Source organism: Dankookia sp. GCM10030260, from assembly GCF_042666655.1.
In the GTDB taxonomy this organism is placed as follows: Bacteria; Pseudomonadota; Alphaproteobacteria; order Acetobacterales; family Acetobacteraceae; genus Paracraurococcus.
In genome coordinates, this window is the sequence record NZ_JBHTDE010000009.1 from 131,830 (window position 1) to 146,549 (window position 14,720).

14 protein-coding genes and 1 pseudogene are annotated in these 14,720 nt (G+C 74.2%); 7 read left to right on the top strand and 8 right to left on the bottom strand.

The genetic code is table 11. The annotated features are described in order from the left end of the window. The first annotated feature begins 333 nt into the window (after positions 1 to 333). A complete protein-coding gene (locus tag ACFQS7_RS23180) occupies positions 334 to 642 on the top strand; it encodes an HU family DNA-binding protein (RefSeq protein WP_380069570.1) in 309 nt (102 codons plus the stop codon). A 134-nt stretch (positions 643 to 776) separates the two neighbouring features. Further along, positions 777 to 1,100, top strand: a complete 324-nt coding sequence (locus tag ACFQS7_RS23185; protein WP_380069516.1) for a c-type cytochrome — start codon at positions 777 to 779, stop codon at positions 1,098 to 1,100. 58 nt (positions 1,101 to 1,158) lie between these two features. Here ACFQS7_RS23185 and ACFQS7_RS23190 read toward each other — a convergent pair whose 3' ends face one another. The 3 genes and pseudogenes from ACFQS7_RS23190 to ACFQS7_RS23200 all read right to left on the bottom strand — a co-directional run bounded on the left by ACFQS7_RS23190 (position 1,159) and on the right by ACFQS7_RS23200 (position 4,007). Further along, a complete protein-coding gene (locus ACFQS7_RS23190; protein WP_380069517.1) occupies positions 1,159 to 2,136 on the bottom strand; it encodes an ATP-grasp fold amidoligase family protein in 978 nt (325 codons plus the stop codon). Then, positions 2,133 to 2,345, bottom strand: a pseudogene (locus ACFQS7_RS23195) (FAD:protein FMN transferase); the annotation flags it as partial. The pseudogene ACFQS7_RS23195 and the gene ACFQS7_RS23190, both read right to left, overlap by 4 nt. Positions 2,346 to 2,369: 24 nt before the next feature. Beyond that, on the bottom strand, positions 2,370 to 4,007 hold the full coding sequence (locus ACFQS7_RS23200; RefSeq protein ID WP_380069518.1) for an alpha-amylase family glycosyl hydrolase: 1,638 nt from the start codon (positions 4,005 to 4,007) through the stop codon (positions 2,370 to 2,372). A 175-nt stretch (positions 4,008 to 4,182) separates the two neighbouring features. On the opposite strand from ACFQS7_RS23200, the gene ACFQS7_RS23205 reads away from it, so the two are divergent. Continuing rightward, entirely contained in the window at positions 4,183 to 5,112 is a 930-nt protein-coding gene (locus ACFQS7_RS23205; protein ID WP_380069519.1) for an ADP-ribosylglycohydrolase family protein, read from the top strand. Further along, positions 5,109 to 5,660 carry a cyclin-dependent kinase inhibitor 3 family protein gene (locus ACFQS7_RS23210; RefSeq protein ID WP_380069520.1) on the top strand — a complete coding sequence of 184 codons (552 nt, stop codon included), beginning with the start codon at positions 5,109 to 5,111 and terminating at the stop codon, positions 5,658 to 5,660. The genes ACFQS7_RS23205 and ACFQS7_RS23210 overlap by 4 nt, the downstream gene beginning before the upstream one ends. On the opposite strand, the gene ACFQS7_RS23215 is transcribed toward ACFQS7_RS23210, so the two are convergent. From ACFQS7_RS23215 to ACFQS7_RS23225, 3 genes are read right to left on the bottom strand one after another with little or no spacing between them, the layout of a single operon-like run. Next, positions 5,657 to 5,854 (bottom strand): heavy-metal-associated domain-containing protein, encoded by a 198-nt coding sequence (locus ACFQS7_RS23215; RefSeq protein WP_380069521.1) that lies wholly within the window; start codon positions 5,852 to 5,854, stop codon positions 5,657 to 5,659. The two genes, ACFQS7_RS23210 and ACFQS7_RS23215, sit on opposite strands and share 4 nt — an antisense overlap. Then, complete coding sequence (locus ACFQS7_RS23220; protein ID WP_380069571.1) at positions 5,851 to 6,243, bottom strand: Cu(I)-responsive transcriptional regulator; 393 nt, start codon at positions 6,241 to 6,243, stop codon at positions 5,851 to 5,853. Before ACFQS7_RS23220 ends, ACFQS7_RS23215 begins: the two co-directional genes overlap by 4 nt. Next, positions 6,243 to 8,648 (bottom strand): heavy metal translocating P-type ATPase, encoded by a 2,406-nt coding sequence (locus ACFQS7_RS23225; RefSeq protein ID WP_380069522.1) that lies wholly within the window; start codon positions 8,646 to 8,648, stop codon positions 6,243 to 6,245. The genes ACFQS7_RS23220 and ACFQS7_RS23225 overlap by 1 nt, the downstream gene beginning before the upstream one ends. 82 nt (positions 8,649 to 8,730) lie before the next feature. On the opposite strand from ACFQS7_RS23225, the gene ACFQS7_RS23230 reads away from it, so the two are divergent. From ACFQS7_RS23230 to ACFQS7_RS23240, 3 genes are all read left to right on the top strand, one after another. After that, positions 8,731 to 9,465, top strand: coding sequence for a hypothetical protein (locus ACFQS7_RS23230; protein WP_380069523.1), 735 nt, complete (start codon positions 8,731 to 8,733; stop codon positions 9,463 to 9,465). 34 nt (positions 9,466 to 9,499) lie between these two features. After that, on the top strand, positions 9,500 to 10,537 hold the full coding sequence (locus ACFQS7_RS23235) for a trypsin-like peptidase domain-containing protein (protein WP_380069524.1): 1,038 nt from the start codon (positions 9,500 to 9,502) through the stop codon (positions 10,535 to 10,537). A 342-nt stretch (positions 10,538 to 10,879) separates the two neighbouring features. Continuing rightward, the gene (locus tag ACFQS7_RS23240) at positions 10,880 to 12,667 is read left to right on the top strand and encodes an FAD-dependent oxidoreductase (RefSeq protein ID WP_380069525.1); all 1,788 of its coding nucleotides are present in this window, start codon (positions 10,880 to 10,882) and stop codon (positions 12,665 to 12,667) included. A 10-nt stretch (positions 12,668 to 12,677) separates the two neighbouring features. Here the strand turns inward: ACFQS7_RS23240 and ACFQS7_RS23245 are convergent, their stop codons facing one another. Together ACFQS7_RS23245 and ACFQS7_RS23250 are read right to left on the bottom strand one after the other, a co-directional pair. Further along, positions 12,678 to 13,817 carry an MFS transporter gene (locus tag ACFQS7_RS23245; RefSeq protein WP_380069526.1) on the bottom strand — a complete coding sequence of 380 codons (1,140 nt, stop codon included), beginning with the start codon at positions 13,815 to 13,817 and terminating at the stop codon, positions 12,678 to 12,680. Between the two features lie 159 nt (positions 13,818 to 13,976). Further along, on the bottom strand, positions 13,977 to 14,654 hold the full coding sequence (locus tag ACFQS7_RS23250) for a response regulator transcription factor (protein ID WP_380069527.1): 678 nt from the start codon (positions 14,652 to 14,654) through the stop codon (positions 13,977 to 13,979). Positions 14,655 to 14,720 lie beyond the last annotated feature (66 nt).

The window sequence follows — 14,720 nt, forward strand, 5'->3', positions numbered from 1 at the left end:
GCCGGGCTTGCGCGGCCGCACAGGGCGCCCGCCGCTGTCCGACCGGTCCACGCCATGCGTTGGCCCCTTCCGGCAACGCCGTTTCCGCCAGCACCCGCCGCTTCGCCGGCACAACGGAGGTTGGGACGACCGCGAGGCCGGAGGTCGCGCCAGGCGCCGTGGCCCGTGCCGTCAGACGGGTCGCGTCTTGGGCCCGGGCGATGACGCCGCGTGCGGCAGCATGACCGCTCGCGGACCGGTCCACGCCGATCCGCTTGCCCGCATCGGCCTGCGGCCGGCGCCGGGCTGGATTTCTTCGCGCTTGCTCCCCCGATCACGGCGTTGTAGCGGATCATCCCCCACCAGCAGAGTAGATCATCCATGAACCAAGCCGACCTCATTGCCCATGTCGCCGATGCCGCTGGCCTCTCGAAGGCAGATGCCGCCAAGGCCATCGACGCCGTCCTCGGCGCCGTCTCCGACGAGCTCGTTGCCGGCAAGGAAGTGCGGCTCAACGGTTTCGGGATCTTCAGCGCGACGGAACGTGCCGCCCGCGAAGGCCGCAACCCGCAGACCGGCGCCGCGATTCAGATCGCCGCCTCCAAGGTGGCCAAGTTCGCCCCCGCGAAGGCGCTGAAGGACCGGCTCAACGCGGCGTCATAGGCTAGGTACGGGTCGTCCGACCGGACGCCGCCAGGGTCGGGGGTCATCGACGGGATAGGCGGGACAGGGCAGCGTTGCCCGCGGCACGGCGCCGCACCATGCATGCCCAACGTTCGTTGAGGAGCATCGCCGCATTGCTGTCCCTGCTGCGCCTTGTCCCCGCCGTCGTGATTCTCTGCGGCGGACCCGCGGCCCTGGCGCGGGACGGACGACCCGAGTCCGGGAGAGCCTTGGCGCAGGCGAACTGCGCCAGGTGCCATGCCATTGGCCGGACGGGGAGCAGCCCGCTTGCGGCGGCGCCGCCTTTCCGTGCCATCCACCAGCGCTATCCCGTCGAGCAACTCGCCGAGGCGCTGGCGGAAGGGATCGAGACGGGCCATGCGGTGATGCCCGAATTCCAGCTCGGCCAAACCCAGATCGCCGATCTCGTGGCCTATCTCAAGACCCTGGAACGCTGACGTCGCCTGCCGCGGACCGTGCCGGGCAACACCGGAGCCGCGGCGATCGCGGACCGGATCAGCCGGACCAGCTCCGCTCGGGCGCCGCCCAGATATCGCCGAGCACGCGGTCGTACCGGCCTGGCACGAAGGCGTCGCAGGCGTTGCCGGCGTAGTGCGTCAGCTCACCGAACCGGATGCGGCCCGCGCACAGATAGAAATCCACCCGCACCTGCGCGAAGGGCGCGCCGAGTCGAACGGCGAGGCGGGCCATCGCGTGCACCTCGGGCGGCGGCACGAAGGCCGCTTCCTCGTCCCGGGTCGCTGCCCGAGCGCCCCAGCGAAACGGCAAGGGACGAAAGGATTCGGCGTCCCGCAGCAGATGGCGGTGGTGGTCCGTGAAGCGGCCGAGCGCCACCTCGAGGATGCGCGGGCGTCCGCCGAACAGGTGGAACTTGTAGTCCACCGGCGCCGCATCGTCGCCCGGCCCCTCGAGGAGCGCCTCGGCGAGCAGCCGCGGCCGGATGCGGCCATAGGCCCACTCCCCGGTCCAGAGGGCGTGGTTCCCCTCCTGCCGCCGCGCGGCTTCGCGCGTTGCCGCCGCGCGGTCCAACGCCGCCTTGTCGCGCATGATCAGGTTGGTGCCGGAGCCGTTGTTGGCCTTCAGCACGAAGCGGTCGGGCAGCCTGTCCCAGGCGATCGCCTCCGCACGATCCCAGGCCCCGAGCAGCGGGGCCAGGTAGTCCTGCCCGTTTCGCGCGGCGACGTAGTCCCGCACGGCGACCTTGTCGGAGGTGACGACCAGTGGCGGGTCCCGGTCGTGCAGGATCCTGTGCGCCAGCCGCTCGGTGTAGGTGGGCGGCCTGCGGAGATCGGGCTCGTAGCCGAGCGCCGTACGCATCCGTCGCCGCAGCGCCCTGGCGTCACGCGCGCGCGCCAGCGGCGGCACCGCGTCCACCGCCCTGCGCAGCAGCCTTCGCACGGCCTGCCGCCCGCTGGCCGGCAGCAGGCCGCGCAGCGCGCCGAAGGGGTCCCCGATGGCCGCAGGCGCCGTCATGCCGACGCGGCCCGGCCGGGCGGCGGCGAATGGGCCATCGCTCTGACCGTCCCGTCGTCGAACACGAAGATCGTGTCCGGGCCGGATGCCGCCGCGAGCCTGCCGGCCGCCTCCTCGCCCAGCACCATGCAGGCCGTCGCCCAGGCATCGGCCGCCATGCACGCGGCCGCGAGGACGGGGACCGAGGCGATCCGGTTGCCGGCCGGGCGGCGCGCGGCCGGGCCGGCCGCCGGTCAGGCCGGCTCCCGCACCCGCGCCATCGCCGGCACCAGCAGGGCGAAGCCGAAGGCCGGCAGCACGCCGGCCGCCGCATCGAAGCCACTCAGCCCGGCCATCCCCGCCAGCAGCCCCGCCGGCAGCGCGACCGGCGCTTCCGCCAGGTTGAAGACCAGCGTCACCCGTTGTCCCGCCGCCTCGCGGGTGAAGCCGAACAGCGGCGCCGGCAGGTCGAGCTCGGCCGCCGTGCCGTGCCGCAGGGCAGGTTCCGCCCGCCGCAGCGCCAGCAGCCTTCGGGTGAAGCGCAGCGTGCTGTCCGCGTCGCGTTCCTGCCCGTCCACCGCCAGGGCGCGGTGGGAGGCCGGGACCGGCAGCCAGGGATAGGCCCAAGCGGCAGTGAAGCCGGCGAAGCGTTCGTCCTCCGCCCAGGGCATCGGCGTGCGGCTGCCGTCGCGGCCCTTGAATTCCGGCCAGTAGGTGATCCCGAAGGGGTCGCGGATCTCGTCCTCGGCCAATTGCGCCTCGGGCAGGCCCAGCTCCTCGCCCTGGTAGAGGCAGGCGCTGCCGGGCAGCGTCAGCAGCAGGGCCAGCAGCAGCCGGGTGAAGCGGGTATCCGCCCGGCCCTCCGGCGCCCAGCGCGTCGCGGCGCGTTCCACGTCGTGGTTGGAGAAGGACCAGCAGGGCCAGCCGCGCGAACATGTGGAGATCGCGTCGCGCAGCAGGGCCTGCAGGGTCGGCCGGTCGAAGCCGTGCCGCAGCGGCCGCAGCGTATAGGCCATGTGCAGCAGGTCGGGCGCGCCGGTGTAGCCGGCGATCCGGTCGAAGGCGCCCTCCTGCGAGGAAACCTCGCCCAGGGAAACGGTGCCCGGGTATTCGTCCAGCAGCGCCCGGATCCGCCGCAGCACCGCCATGCTGGCCGGCTGGATCATGTCGTGGTCGTGCCGCTGCAGCGCGAACAGCTTGGCCGGCACGGTGCCATCGCCGCGCGGCGCCGCCGGGTTGCTGCGCAGCCGCAGGTCATGCGTCAGGAAGTCGATCGCATCCAGCCGGAAGCCGTCCACCCCGCGGTCCAGCCAGAACCGCGCGACATCCAGCAGCGCGTCCAGGCAGGCCGGGTGCTGCAGGTTCAGCGTCGGCTGCGAGGGCAGGAAATGGTGCAGGAAATACTGCCGCCGCCGCGGCTCCCAGCTCCAGGCCGAACCGCCGAAGACGCTGAGCCAGTTGTTCGGCGGCGTGCCGTCGGGCGCCGGGTCGGCCCAGACATACCAGTCGGCGGTCGGCGCGGCCTTGCCGCGCCGGCTGGTGTCGAACCAGGGATGCTGGTCCGAGGTATGCCCGCCGACCAGGTCGATCAGCACCTTCAGCCCGCGCGCATGCGCCGCGTCCAGCACCCGGTCGAAATCCTCCAGCGTCCCGAAGCTGGGGTCGATGGCGCAGTGGTCGGCCACGTCGTAGCCGAAATCCCGCTGCGGCGAGACATAGGTGGGACACAGCCAGATGCCGTCCACGCCGAGATCGGCGATATGGTCGATCCGGTCGAGCAGGCCCGGCAGGTCGCCGATGCCGTCGCCGTCGGAATCCGCGAAGCTGCGGGGATAGACCTGGTAGAGGACGGCACCGCGCCACCATTCCGCCTGCTGCACCCTGGACCTCATCTGTTGGTGTAGGTGACCGACGAGCCGTATACTTTAATCACCATCGCGAACCCGTGAGACGAAGTCCACGCAAATATCTTTCGGCGTATGTTCCGCCTATTCATTCAACCGAAAGCCCTTAAATGGCGATGAACCGGGTGACGGCGCCCGCCGCGCCGAAGCCCAGGAGCCGCCGATGCGCCCCATGCCCGCCCTGCCGGACCCCGCCCTGCGCGACCGCGCCCGTGGCGCCCTGCTCGGCCTCGCGGTCGGCGACGCGCTGGGCACCACGCTGGAATTCAGCCGCCGCGACCAGCACCCCCACCATGCCGAGATGACCGGCGGCGGCCCCTTCGGCCTGAAGCCGGGGCAATGGACCGACGACACCAGCATGGCCCTCGCTTTGGCCGACAGCCTGGTGGCGACGGGCGGGCTCGATGCGCGCGACCTGATGGACCGCTTCCGCCGCTGGTGGCGGCAGGGCGAGTATTCCTGCACCGGCCGCTGCTTCGACATCGGCATCGCCACCCGCCAGGCCCTGGCCCGCTTCGAGGCCACGGGCGACCCCATGGCCGGCGCCACCGACCCGCAGACCGCGGGCAACGGCTCGCTCATGCGGCTGGCGCCGGTGGCGCTGCATGGCTGGCGCGACGCCGCCGCCACGCGCCGTCTCGCCGCCGGGCAGAGCCGCACCACCCATGCGGCGCCGCAGGCGGTCGAGGCCTGCGAATTCCTCGCCCTGCTGCTGCGGGAGGCGATCCTCGGCGCCCCGCGCGCCACGGTGCTGGCGCCGCGCGACTGGGCGGGCGATCCCGGCATCGCCGGCGCCGCAAGCGGGGCCTGGCGCGGCCGCGACCGGGCGGCAGTGCGCTCCTCCGGCTACGTGCTGCACACCCTGGAAGCCGCGCTCTGGGCGGTGGAGCGCACCGACAGCTTCGAGGCGGCGGTGGTGCTGGCGGTGAACCTGGCCGACGATGCGGACAGCGTCGGCGCGGTCACCGGCCAGCTCGCCGGCGCGCTGCATGGCCTGTCCGGCATCCCCGACCGCTGGCTGGCGCCGCTGGCCTGGCGGGACAGGCTGGTCGCCGCCGCCGATGCGCTGCTGGATGCGGGGGCAGCGGCATGACCCGCCCCGCGAAGACCAGCGCGACCCACCCGCTGCGGATCGACGCCGTCGCGGCGCCGGGCGGCGGCGAGATCGGCATGACCTTCTGCCCCGGCAAGCACCAGCCGCAGGGGCTGACCGGCAATTGGCAGCGTGACCTGGCGCTCGACCTCGACCGCATCCGCGACTGGGGGGCGGTCGCCGTGGTCACGCTGATGGAGCCGCACGAGCTGGCCGAGCTCCGCGTCGAGGGCCTGGGCGCGGCGGTGGCGGCGCGCGGCATGGCTTGGCTGCCGCTGTCGATCGTCGATGGCGACATCCCCCGCGCGCCGTTCCATGCCGCCTGGTCCGCCGCCGGGCCGCGGCTGCATGGCTGGCTGCGGCAGGGCCGGCGGGTCCTGCTGCATTGCAAGGGCGGGCTCGGCCGCACCGGCACCATCGCGGCGACGCTGCTGATCGAGCAGGGCATGGCACCACAGGCGGCGATCCTCGCGGTGCGCGCGGCACGCGGCGGCACCATCGAGAACGATGCGCAGCTGGCCTATGTGCGGGCGCTGACCCCAGGCTAACCGGCGGCGACCTGGTAGCCTTCCTCTGCCACCAGCGCCGCGACCTTGTCCCGCGGCAGCCGCGTCTCGGCGCGGACCGTCCCGGCGCCGAGGTCCACCTGCACCGCCGCCTGCGGGTCCTCCGCCCGGATCGCCTGGGTCACCGCGCGGACGCAGTGCCCGCAGGTCATGCCGCTCACCTTGAGTTCGATCATCCCTGTCTTCCTTCGAGGCCGTCGAGAATCGGGCAGTCCGGCCGGTCGTCGCCGTGGCAGGTGGCGGCTAGGTGCCGCAGGCTGGTCGCCATGGCCTGCAGCGCCTGGGCCTTGGCCTCCAGCGCCGCGATGTGTCCCAGCGCCAGGCCGCGCACCTCGGCGCTGGCCCGGCCGCGGTCGCGCCAGAGCCCGAGCAGCCGGCGGATGTCCTCCAGCGGGAAGGCCAGGTCGCGGGCATGGCGGATGAAGCGCAGCACGGCGACATCCCCGCCGGCATAGGCGCGGTAGCCATTGGCCTGCCGCGCCGGGTGCAGCAGACCGATCGCCTCGTAGTGCCGGATCATCTTCTCGGAGACGCCCGAGGCGCGCGATGCCTCGCCGATATTCATCATCGCATCCCCTCCGGCTTCCAGCGCGACAGCAGCAGCGCATTCGCCAGGACCGAGACCGAGGACAGCGCCATCGCCGCCCCGGCGATCGGCGGGGAGAGCAGGCCGGCCGCCGCCAGCGGCAGGCCGACGAGGTTGTAGCCGAAGGCCCAGCCCAGGTTCTGCCGGATTTTTCCGAGTGTCCGCCGGGTGATATCCAGCGCCGCCGGCACCAGCGCGGGGTCGCCGCGCAGCAGGGTAATGGCCGCCGCCTGGATCGCCACGTCCGTCCCGGTGCCCATGGCGATGCCGAGATCGGCCGCCGCCAGGGCCGGCGCGTCGTTGACGCCGTCGCCGACCATCGCCACGCGCTCGCCGGCCTGCTGCCAGGCCTGGATGCGCGCCGCCTTGCCGTCCGGCAGCACCTCGGCCGCCACGTCGTCGAGGCCGAGCCGGGCCGCCACCGCACCGGCCGCCGCCGAGGAGTCGCCGCTGATCATGGCGGCCTTCACGCCGAGCGCGCGCAGCCCGGCGATCGCCGCCGCGGCGCCGGGCTTCTCCGCATCCTCGAAGGCCAGCAGCGCGAGGACGCGCAGGCTCGGCGCCGTCTCGACCAGCCAGGCGAGGGTGCGGCCCTGCGCCGATTCGGCCTCGGCCGCAGCGGCGAGCGGGCCGGGATCGGCCGCCGATTCCGCCAGCGCCCGCGGGCTGCCGAGCAGCAGGGCGCGGCCCGCCACCCGGCCGGCGACGCCGCGCCCGGGCAGGGCGCGGAAGTCCTGCACCGGCGGCAGGTCGGGGCCAGCCGCGGCCAGCACGGCGCGGGCCAGCGGATGCTCGGAGCCGGCCTGCAGCGCGGCGGCGAGGCGGAGGGCGGTGGCTTGGTCGGCGCCGTGCGCCGCGGCCAGCCGCGGCCGGCCTTCGGTCAGCGTCCCGGTCTTGTCGAAGGCCACCAGCGTCACGCCCTGCGCCCGCTCGATCGCCTCGGCGTCGCGCACCAGGATGCCGGCCCGCGCCGCGGCGCCGGTCCCGGCCATGATGGCGGCCGGCGTGGCCAGGCCCAGCGCGCAGGGGCAGGCGATGACCAGCACGGCGACCGCCCGCAGCACCGCCACCTCCGCCCCCACGCCGGCCAGCAGCCAGCCGAGCAGGGTCAGCGCGGCGATGCCGATCACCACGGGGACGAAGACCGCGCTGACCCGGTCCACCAGCTTCTGCACCGGCGCCCGGCTGGCCTGGGCGGCGGCGACCAGCGCCGCGACCCGGGCCAGCACCGTCTCCCCGCCCACCGCCCGCGCCTCGACCACCAGGCGGCCGTCGAGGGCGATGGTGCCGGTCGAGACCGTGGCGCCGGGCTCCTTCTCCACCGCCCGGCTCTCGCCGGTCAGCGCGCTCTCGTCCACGCCGGCGCGGCCTTCCAGCACCAGGCCGTCGGCCGGGATGCGCTCGCCCGGCCGCACCACCACGCGGTCGCCGATCGCCAGCGCGATGGCCGGCACCTCCTCCTCCGCGCCCCTGGCATCCAGCCGCCGGGCGGTGCGGGGGCGGAGTTCGAGCAGGGCGCGGATGGCGGCACCCGTCGCCCTTCGCGCCCGCGCCTCCAGCCACTTGCCCAGCAGGATGAACAGGATGACGGTGGCGCTGGCCTCGAAATACAGGTGGTGCGCGGCGTGCTCGCCGTGCCTGGCCAGCATCCACACCGACAGCCCGAAGGCGGCCGAGGTGCCGAGCGCCACCAGCAGGTCCATGTTGCCGGTGCCCGCCCGCAGCGCCGCCCAGCCCGCCCGGTAGAACCGCGCGCCGAGCCAGAACTGCACCGGGATGGCCAGGGCCAGTTGCAGGTACGGATGCGGCATCCAGTCGGCGCCGAAAGCCATCCCGACCATCCCGGCCAGGAAGGGCGCGGTCAGCAGCGCCGCGAGGATCAGGTCGCGCCGTTCCCGCCCGCCCTGCGCCGCGGTCTCCGCCTCGGTGGTCTCGGCCGCCCGCACGCTGTAGCCGGCACGCGCGATGGCGGCGGCCAGGGCGGCTTCCTCGGTGCCGGCCAGCATCCGGACGGAGGCGGTCTCGGTCGCCAGGTTCACGCTGGCGGCCAGCACCCCCGGCACCTTCGTCAGCGCCTTCTCCACCCGCAGCGCGCAGGTGGCGCAGGTCATGCCGCCGATGCCGAGCTCGACGCGGGCCTCCGGCACCGCATACCCGGCCCGCTCGACCGCCGCGACCAGGTCGGGCAGCGGCGCGGTGCCGTGCAACTCGGCGCGTTCGGTGGCCAGGTTCACCGTGGCCTCGGCGATTCCGGGCACCTTGCCGAGGGCACGCTGCACCCGCCCGGCACAGGCGGCGCAGGTCATGCCGGCGATCGGCAGGGACAGGGTCGGGCCCAGGGTCGGGCCCAGGGGAGGCGATGCGGAGATGGGTGCTTCTGGCATGATGCCCGACCATGTGGGGTTTCCCATCATGGGAGGGTCAAGCCCCCCGCGCCTTGCGCCGGATCATCCCCATCTCCGCGTCATGCCCGACCTCGCCGCCGCCCTTTCCGCGCTTGCCGCGTGCCTGCCGCTGGCCGAGCCGCCGGCCGCGGCGCTGGCGGCCGAGGCCTGGCGGCAGGCCTTCCGGCCGCCCCGCATCCGGCTGCTGCTGCTGGCCGAGAGCCACATGGCGACCGGCGCCGCCGAGCTGGCCTGCCCCATCCGCCTGCCGCCCGGCCTCGACTGGCCGCTCCCCGCCGGCTTCGTGCGCCACCTCTATTGCCCGGCCTATGGCGAGCCGGCGCTGGTCCCCGGCCTGCCCGCCGGCAATGCCGGCACGCCGCAATACTGGCGGCTGTTCGCCGCGCTGGACGGCCGGCCCGCCCCGACCCGCGCCGCCTGCCCCGATCCGGCCCGGCGCCTCGCCGCCAAGGCGGCGCTGCTGCGGCGGCTGCGGGCGCGGGGGATCTGGCTGACCGATGCCTCCCTCGTCGCCGTCGCCGGGCCGGGCGGGGCGCGCGAGGCAGCGCGGATCCATGCCGATGCGGTCCGCCTCTCCTGGGACCGCTACCATGCGGCGATCCTGCCGGCGCTGGCCCCGGACCATGTCGTTGTCATCGGCCGGGCCGTCGCCGCCGTGCTGCGCGGGGCGCTCGACGCCGCTTTCCCCGGCCGCTGGCAGGCGGTGCCGCAGCCGATGGGCGCCCGCCGCCCGGGCGAGGCCGCGGCGCTGCTGGCCACGCTGGCCACGGCGGCGCGGCGCTACGCTGCCGATTGACACCCCCGGCACGATCCGCCGACATGCCGGCCGCATGCGCCGCCCCCTCGCCCTCGCCTTCGCCCTGTCGCTCGCCGCCCCCGCGCTGGCCGAGACGCAGCCCTTCCGCATCGTCAACCGCACCGGCACCGACGCCACCGCGCTGCATGCCGTGCGCACCCCGCGCGGGGCGCAGAACGACTGGGGCGGCAACCTGCTGCCGGGCAACCGGGCGCTGACGCCCGACGGCGGCTTCCGCGTCGCCCCGGCCGATGGCGCCGGCTGCCGCTTCGACCTGCGCCTGGTGCTGGCCGACGGGCGGGAGAGCGTGCTGCGCGACCAGGACATCTGCGCGGTGCGGGAGGTCGAGATGGCCGCCGCCGCCCGCCCCGCAGCACCCATGCCGGTGCCGGTCACCCCCGCCCCGCAGGTGCCGCAGCAGCGGCCCAATGCGCAGGCCAAGCGGGTCTCGACCGGGTCCGGCTTCCTGGTGGCGCCCGACCGGGTGATGACCAACCACCACGTGGTCGACGGCTGCGACCGCGTCATCGTCCGCGCCGCCGACGGCCGCTGGCTGGGCGCGGTGCCGCCGGCCCGGGTGGACGAGAAGCTCGACCTCGCCTTGCTGGCGGTGCCCGGCCTGCCCGGCCCGGCGCTCGCCTTCCGCAGCGGCCCCGCCGTCCGCCGCGGGGAGGGCGTGGTGGTCTACGGCTACCCGCTGGCCGGGATCCTGTCGGATGCCGTGCTGACGCGCGGCGAGATCAACGGGCTGTCGGGCCTGGCCGACAACCGCAGCCAGTTCCAGGTCAGCGCCCCGGTGCAGCCGGGCAATTCGGGCGGGCCGATGCTCGACATGCGGGGCCACCTGGTGGGCGTGGTGGTGTCCAAGCTGAATGCGCAGAAGCTGGCCCAGGCGACCGGCGACATCCCGCAGAACATCAACTTCGCGGTGAAGGGCGAGGCGGCGCTGAGCTTCGTCCAGCGCGCCGGCCTGACCCCGCGCCTCGCCGAAAGCGCCGGGCCGGAACGCAGCGCGGCGGATGTGGGGGAGATCGCGCAGCGCAGCACCGTGTTCATCCGCTGCGAGCGGTAGGGCACAGGAATTGAGGCGGCTGAAGCCTGAAATCCCGGGCAATTCGCTTCAATTTCCTTGAGGCCGATCCGGCCCGGTTCCGCAGCAGGCCAGGCCGGGCGCGGGTTGCGGCGGATACGGCTTCAGCATTTGCCGATTTGAATATTTGAAGCGCCGGCCCGGCGGGCGATGGGGCCGGGCGACCGGCGCGGCGGGGCCGTTGACGATATTCCTATTACGCCTCCATGCCGGAAAAGGCAACGGAATCCCGCCCGCCGCCCGCCGCATGGACGCCAGGCCGGTCGTCTGACTATCATCGGCCAAGCGGCGGGCCCCGGGGCACTGCCGCAGGGCGAGGGAAGCATGGACGAGTTCGAGCAGGCGCTGGACGAGGCCCGGCAGGCGGAACAGCACCGCCGCACCGCCGCCGTGTGGATCGAGGCCTTCGAGGCGGCGCTGCGGTCCGGCGACGCCGGCCGCATCGGCGCGCTGTTCCACCCGGATGCGCATTGGCGCGACGTGCTCGCCTTCACCTGGCACATGACCCCCGTCGCCGGCGCCGAGGCCATCGCGCAGCGCTTGGCGGCGGAGCAGCCGCGCACCGCGGCGCAGGGCTTCCGGGTGCCGCGCGGCCGCAAGCCGCCGCGCCGGGTCACCCGGCTCGGGATCGACAGCATCGAGGCGATCTTCGAATTCGCCACCGCCGCGGGCCGCGGCGCCGGCATCATCCGCCTGTCGCCGGCCGAGGGCGAGGCGCCCCGGGCCTGGCTGCTGTCCACCACGCTGCAGGCGCTGACCGGCCACGAGGAGCGGATCGGCGCCAACCGGCCGACCGGCGCGGCCTATTCGCGCAATTTCGGCGGCGACAACTGGGCCGACATGCGCCGCCGCGTCAGCGCCTACGAGGACCGCGAGCCGGCGGTGCTGGTGGTCGGCGCCGCCCAGGCCGGGCTCTCGATCGCCGCGCGGCTCAACCAGCTGGGCGTGGACACGCTGGTGGTGGAGAAATGGCCGCGCATCGGCGACAGCTGGCGCCGCCGCTACCATTCGCTGGCGCTGCACAACTCGATCCACCTGAACCACCTGCCCTACATGGAATTCCCGCCGACCTGGCCGACCTACATCCCGAAGGACATGCTGGGGAACTGGTTCGAATTCTACGCCGACGCCATGGAGATCAACTGCTGGACCGACACCGAATTCGTCGAAGGCAGCTGGGACGCGGTGGCGCGCCGCTGGACCGCCCGGCTGAAGCGCGGCGACGGCACCGAACGCACCCTCCGGCCGCGGCACATCGTCTTCGCCAACGGGGTCAGCAGCTACCCGATGATCCCCGACCTGCCTGGCTTGGGTGACTTCGCCGGCCAGGTCATCCATTCGGAAGGCTTCGACAGCGGCGCCGGCTTCGCCGGCAAGCGGGCCTTCATCCTCGGCACCGGCAGCAGCGCCAACGACATCGCGCTCGACCTGCACAGCCACGGCGTGGACACCACGCTCATCCAGCGCGGCTCGACCACGGTGATCTCGATCAACCCGAGCGCCCGGCTGAACGAGGCGATCTGGGACGAGCCGGGCGCGCTCGAGGACAACGACCTGATCGTCGCCTCGCCGCCGCCGCCGCTGGTCATCAAGGCCTACAAGGCGGTGACCCAGCGCATGGTCGCGCTCGACCGCGAGATGATCGACGGGCTCAAGCGCATCGGCTTCAAGCACGATGTCGGCGCCGACGAGACCGGCCACCAGATGAAGTATTTCCGCCGCGGCGGCGGCTACAACCTCGATGCCGGCAGCTCGGCGCTGATGATCCAGGGCGAGATCGGCCTGCTGCAATACGACCGGATCGAATGCTTCACCGCGGACGGCCTGCTGTTGAAGGACGGGGCGCGGCTGCCGGCCGACCTCATCGTCCTGGCGACCGGCTACTACCCGCAGCAGGAGCTCGTCCGCCGCGCGCTGGGCGAGGCGATGGTGGAGCGCATCGGGCCGGTCTGGGGCATCGGCGCCGACGGCGAGCTGAGCAACATGTACAAGCGCACGCCGCAGCAGGGTCTGTGGTTCATCGCCGGCGAGCTGGCGCAATGCCGGATCAATTCGAAGTACCTGGCGCTGCAGATCAAGGCGATGGAACTGGGGCTGCTCGGCCCGCTCTGACCGGCTCGGCTCAGCGCAGCCGGCGGCCGAGCGCCGCCGCCGTCGCAGCCAGCGCCAGCCAGGCCAGCCCCAGCGCCGCCGCGGCGCCCAGCGCATCCACCGCCAGGCCGACCGCCAGCGGCACGGCGCTGAAGCCCAGATGCGCGACGACGAAATACCCCGCCACCGCCCGCGCCCGCTCCTCGCCCGTGGCGGCCTCCGCCACCGCCGCCAGCCCGCCGGGATAGACCAGCGCATAGACCGCGACGCCGACCGCGACCCCGCCCAGCAGCAGCGGCCACAGGGCCTGGATCGCCGCGCCCCAGAAGCACGCCGCCGCCCCCGCCACCAGCAGCCCGAGCCCCGCGGCCACCGCCCGGCGCGGCGCCAGGCCGCGCAGCGGCAGCTGCGCCAGCACGCCGACCGCCATCATCGCGCAGGCCGCCAGCGGCCCGGCCTTGGGCAGCCCGGCCGCGGCCAGCGCCGCCGGTACGCTGGTCAGCACCGTCCCGGTCACGCCCCAGCCGGGGACGACCGCCAAAGTGGTCGGCCAGGTGCCGCGCGGGAAGGCCGGGCGGCGCAGCCAGGCGCCGCGCGGCGCGTCCGGTGCCCGCGTCTCCGGCAGCCGCGCCACCAGCACCAGCAGCAGCGCGGCGAATCCCAGATGCAGCGCGAAGGTCGCCGGCGGATAGGCCAGCGGCGCCGCCCACAACGCCGCCAGGGTCAGCACCCCGCCGAGCGCGAAGCTGCCGATCGTCGCCGCGGCGACGATGCGCGCCGCCTGCCCCGCGCCGCGGACCCCGCCGCCGGCGAGCTCCGCCGCCCAGGCCGCCGCGGCGCCGGCGACGCAGCCCATGCCGAGCCCCTGCGCTGCCCGCGCCAGGGCCAGCGCCGCCAGCCCCGGCTGCAGGATCAGCACCAGGGTGGACAGCGCGGCGAAGCCCAGGCCCAGCAGCACGCAGGGCTTGCGGCCGATGCGGTCCGGCAGCGGGCCGAGCAGCGGCGCGGTGACGATGACGGTGGTGGCGTAGCAGGCGAAGGCCAGCGCCAGCGCGCCGGCGCCATGGCCGCCGGCTGCGGCATAGGCGCCGTAGAGCGGCAGCGGCAGGGTGGTGGAGAGCCCGACCGCGGCGACCGCCAGGCCGATCACCAGGGCGGCGTGGCGCGTCATCGAACCCCCCGAGGAAGCAAGGTCGGGGCAAGAAATGCATTCCCTCCCCGAACCCCTCCCTTCCTTTCTCCGGGCCTGGCACCCGCTGCGCGGCGGGTGCCGACTCGGAGAAACGGAGGAGGGTCCGGGGAGGCTACCTCCTCCCTGGCCTTCCCTGCATCACCCCGCCTCGAACCCCACGAACAGGTACCCCCGCCCGCGCAGGGAGCGGATGCAATCCTGCCCCTCCAGCTTGCGCCGCAGCCTGGCCACCGGCACGTCCACCGGGCGGTCGGCGGCCTGCCAGGCGCAGCCCAGGGCCTCCTCGCAGATCGTCCCGCGCTCCACCGCCTGGCCCTCGCGGGCCGCCAGCACCGCCAGCACCCGGTATTCCGCCGCGGTCAGGCCGATGCCCTGGCCATCCGGGCGGATCACGTCGCGCCGGCCATCGTCCAGCCGCCACAGGGCCTCGCCCTGGGCCCGCCGCGGCAGCGCGCCGGTGCGCCGCAGCACCGCGCTGATCCGCGCCAGCAATTCGCGTGGCGAGGCGGATTTCTCCACATGGTCGTCGGCGCCGAGCTCCAGGCTGAGGATGCGGTCCACCTCGCTCGCCGCCCCGGTCAGCATGATGCAGGGCAGGTCGCTTATCGTCCGCAACTGCCGCAACACGGCGATGCCCGTCTCGCCGCGCAACCGGTGGTCGAGGATGACCAGGTCCGGCCGGTCCTCCACCAGGGCGCCGAGGAAGCTGGCCCCGCTGCCGTGCTGGCTCACCGCGCAGCCGTTCGCTTCGAGATACGCGGCCAATTCGGCCGCGAAATCCGGTTCGTCATCCACCAGCGCAACCCGGTAGGGCATCAGGTCTCCACAACCCAAGCGCGATGAACTGCACGCGTTGTCAAGATTTGCGTTAGCATGACCGGC

Excerpts from the sequence above, each read along its gene's own strand:
- ACFQS7_RS23190 (WP_380069517.1), bottom strand. The coding sequence starts at position 2,136 with ATGACGGCGCCTGCGGCCATCGGGGACCCCTTCGGCGCGCTGCGCGGC.
- ACFQS7_RS23200 (WP_380069518.1), bottom strand. The coding sequence starts at position 4,007 with ATGAGGTCCAGGGTGCAGCAGGCGGAATGGTGGCGCGGTGCCGTCCTC.
- ACFQS7_RS23205 (WP_380069519.1), top strand. The coding sequence starts at position 4,183 with ATGCGCCCCATGCCCGCCCTGCCGGACCCCGCCCTGCGCGACCGCGCC.
- ACFQS7_RS23210 (WP_380069520.1), top strand. The coding sequence starts at position 5,109 with ATGACCCGCCCCGCGAAGACCAGCGCGACCCACCCGCTGCGGATCGAC.
- ACFQS7_RS23215 (WP_380069521.1), bottom strand. The coding sequence starts at position 5,854 with ATGATCGAACTCAAGGTGAGCGGCATGACCTGCGGGCACTGCGTCCGC.
- ACFQS7_RS23220 (WP_380069571.1), bottom strand. The coding sequence starts at position 6,243 with ATGAATATCGGCGAGGCATCGCGCGCCTCGGGCGTCTCCGAGAAGATG.
- ACFQS7_RS23225 (WP_380069522.1), bottom strand. The coding sequence starts at position 8,648 with ATGCCAGAAGCACCCATCTCCGCATCGCCTCCCCTGGGCCCGACCCTG.
- ACFQS7_RS23230 (WP_380069523.1), top strand. The coding sequence starts at position 8,731 with ATGCCCGACCTCGCCGCCGCCCTTTCCGCGCTTGCCGCGTGCCTGCCG.
- ACFQS7_RS23235 (WP_380069524.1), top strand. The coding sequence starts at position 9,500 with ATGCGCCGCCCCCTCGCCCTCGCCTTCGCCCTGTCGCTCGCCGCCCCC.
- ACFQS7_RS23240 (WP_380069525.1), top strand. The coding sequence starts at position 10,880 with ATGGACGAGTTCGAGCAGGCGCTGGACGAGGCCCGGCAGGCGGAACAG.
- ACFQS7_RS23245 (WP_380069526.1), bottom strand. The coding sequence starts at position 13,817 with ATGACGCGCCACGCCGCCCTGGTGATCGGCCTGGCGGTCGCCGCGGTC.
- ACFQS7_RS23250 (WP_380069527.1), bottom strand. The coding sequence starts at position 14,654 with ATGCCCTACCGGGTTGCGCTGGTGGATGACGAACCGGATTTCGCGGCC.